At 41.6% G+C, this 2,230-nt stretch carries 5 protein-coding genes; 3 read left to right on the forward strand and 2 right to left on the reverse strand.

What is annotated here, in order from left to right; all coding sequences use genetic code 11:
• The first annotated feature begins 136 nt into the window (after window positions 1-136).
• The 3 genes from AC1DPQ_RS25560 (at window position 137) to AC1DPQ_RS25570 (ending at window position 1,020) form a co-directional block, all read left to right on the forward strand.
• The gene (locus AC1DPQ_RS25560; protein ID WP_477611288.1) at window positions 137-475 is read left to right on the forward strand and encodes a hypothetical protein; all 339 of its coding nucleotides are present in this window, start codon (window positions 137-139) and stop codon (window positions 473-475) included.
• Window positions 476-637: 162 nt separating this feature from the next.
• On the forward strand, window positions 638-814 hold the full coding sequence (locus tag AC1DPQ_RS25565) for a transposase (RefSeq protein WP_477582621.1): 177 nt from the start codon (window positions 638-640) through the stop codon (window positions 812-814).
• Window positions 815-894: 80 nt separating this feature from the next.
• Window positions 895-1,020: a hypothetical protein gene (locus tag AC1DPQ_RS25570; RefSeq protein WP_477582623.1), complete on the forward strand. Its 126-nt coding sequence runs from the start codon at window positions 895-897 to the stop codon at window positions 1,018-1,020.
• A 165-nt stretch (window positions 1,021-1,185) separates the two neighbouring features.
• Here AC1DPQ_RS25570 and AC1DPQ_RS25575 read toward each other — a convergent pair whose 3' ends face one another.
• Window positions 1,186-1,608 (reverse strand): hypothetical protein, encoded by a 423-nt coding sequence (locus tag AC1DPQ_RS25575; protein ID WP_477582625.1) that lies wholly within the window; start codon window positions 1,606-1,608, stop codon window positions 1,186-1,188.
• Window positions 1,609-1,811: 203 nt separating this feature from the next.
• Window positions 1,812-2,230, reverse strand: a 419-nt coding sequence (locus AC1DPQ_RS25580; protein WP_477611289.1) for an alpha-ketoglutarate-dependent dioxygenase AlkB family protein, incomplete at its 5' end; no start/stop codon positions are given.

Here is a 2,230-nt window from a genome sequence, read left to right on the forward strand (position 1 = left end):
GAAATCGACTAACCGCAAATACTTTTTTGATCTTCTTTGTATTGTATTTATTTTTCCATAATATACTTTAGCTAATGAATCACGTTTCATAACTATCGATTGAGATGCACTTACATGATTTGATAAATTAAGAGTTATGAAACGTGATTCATTAGCTAAAGTATATTATGGAAAAATAAATACAATACAAAGAAGATCAAAAAAGTATTTGCGGTTAGTCGATTTCGCTATAGCCAAAAAACAATTAGATGATAAGAAGCAAGTTTATCCGTATAATTGGGCACCTAAACTTACCTCTGAATATTCCTCAAGCAAGTTGGTAACACAATTAGATTTGTATAAAATCATTCGTTATTATCTTTTAGAAAAAAAAAGTGGTGAACTACCAGACCTTTTAGATATACCCTTCTATAATAAAGATAGGCTTATGGAACAAGTCCCGGTAGTTCCCATGCATTTAACAGATACTCAGTAATTATTGAAAGGATAAAACCGGCACTTATTGCAACTAGATAAATATATTTAAAAATACTATTTACCTGTTGGCTTTCAATGACAAAAAGGCGACTCGCTGATAATAGCAACTGATTGAAATAATTTTAGGTATTATGTTGAAAACGGAAAAAACCGCTCTCCCGTGGTCGCACTGAAAATCCTCATCTGCACCAACGAATTTAAAAACATAAGGACCATCAGAAAGTTCGCATCATACGCTGGAATAGCGCCCTTCCCTTATAAATCGGGCACCACGATCCATAAGAAAACCCGGATCTCAAAGATCGCCAATAAAAAAAGTGAAAGCCCTGCTACATAACTCTGCCGTTCTGGCCAGAAGGTTTATCCCGGATATCAAAGCTTACTATCACCGTAAAATGGATATAGAAGGAAAACAAGATGTCAGTACTCAATGCAATCCGGTTAAAAATCGCCGCAAGGGTATATGCCTGCGTAAAAGACAATAGATTATATGAAAAAATACATGAATACAGACCTGCTATCGATATTGCCCCGCCAACTTAACCAGTAAAGATCAATCAACCGGTTTGGTATTGGTCCAAAGAACTGCCAGGCGAGAAGGGAAAATGGAATTCCCTACCCCTTAGCCTAAAACACTGCACATTGAATGAGCTTGACGAAAAATGTGAAACTCATTATCAAGGAATTATTTAAGCAGGTCAGGCTTTGCTAGGCATGCCCTATAGCCTCATCCCAACCTTCATAAGCCTGTATGCCTTCGCGGACCGCATGCAATGCCGGAAGGTCCAGTTCGCAGCCCTGGCTTTCGCATCGGGCATGATCTCGCTCATCCAATTGAATAGTGCCGATAACTTCTCCATTTTCTGATATTTCATACCGGGCATTTCCCAAAGGACGGATGTCGTAAAACCTGCCCTGGTTCTCTACTGCCACTTCGATTCTGAACTGTTCCATGTTCTGTTTTTGATTAGGTATATTATTGCCTGCCTCTGCAGGCTTGTCATTAGCTGTCTGATCCAGCTGGAATCCGGGATCCAGCTCATCCGTCTCTGCAGTGATGGCAGGATCCAGGAGGACTTTTTGCTCTCCCTTTTCTTTTTTTGGCTGCTGGCGGTCTCCTGTGGTTTCCATATTGCTTTTTATGATTCAACAATTTACTCCGCGAAAAGTTCGATGCAGCGCTGATTTAAACCAGAACTTTGGCAAAGAAATACTATATGTTAATTGATCGGGCCAGGAACTTTTCGAATAGCATTCACCTCTATCCTGCCAGGCGCTTCAGCCCTGAAGTCGCCATGGCGATACCAGATAATCATGCAATTATATGAGAATTTTCAGGTCCCAATGATTTTTCTAAAAGTCAGATTGACCCTTGGCCCCATAGGCCTGGTCGATTTTGCAATCCTATGGTCCCACTTGGTCTGCAGGTCTCCTTTCATCAGCAACAGCGAACCATGCTCAAGCCTGACGGTATATCTTTCAGCATGATCAGTTTTCCGGCGGATATCAAAGCCCCTCACCTGCCCGAAAGACACAGATGCAATAACGGGATGTGAACCCATCACCGTTTCGTTGTCACTATGCCAGGCAACCGAATCCTGTCCATCCCGGTAATAGTTAAGCAGTACACTATTAAAGCTGATCCCTGCCGCCTCTTCGACCGAACCCTTCAGCTTCAAAAGATCAGCTGTCCAGGGCAAAGGCGTGGATTTCCCAAGGGCATTATAATCTGTCCCCTTAGGATCCCCGTACC

This window comes from Pedobacter sp. 01T416_2 (genome assembly GCF_056398925.1).

Bases quoted from the DNA above. Each gene is read 5' to 3' on its own strand.
- AC1DPQ_RS25560 (WP_477611288.1), top strand. From the start codon at position 137: ATGAAACGTGATTCATTAGCTAAAGTATATTATGGAAAAATAAATACA.
- AC1DPQ_RS25570 (WP_477582623.1), top strand. From the start codon at position 895: ATGTCAGTACTCAATGCAATCCGGTTAAAAATCGCCGCAAGGGTATAT.
- AC1DPQ_RS25575 (WP_477582625.1), bottom strand. From the start codon at position 1,608: ATGGAAACCACAGGAGACCGCCAGCAGCCAAAAAAAGAAAAGGGAGAG.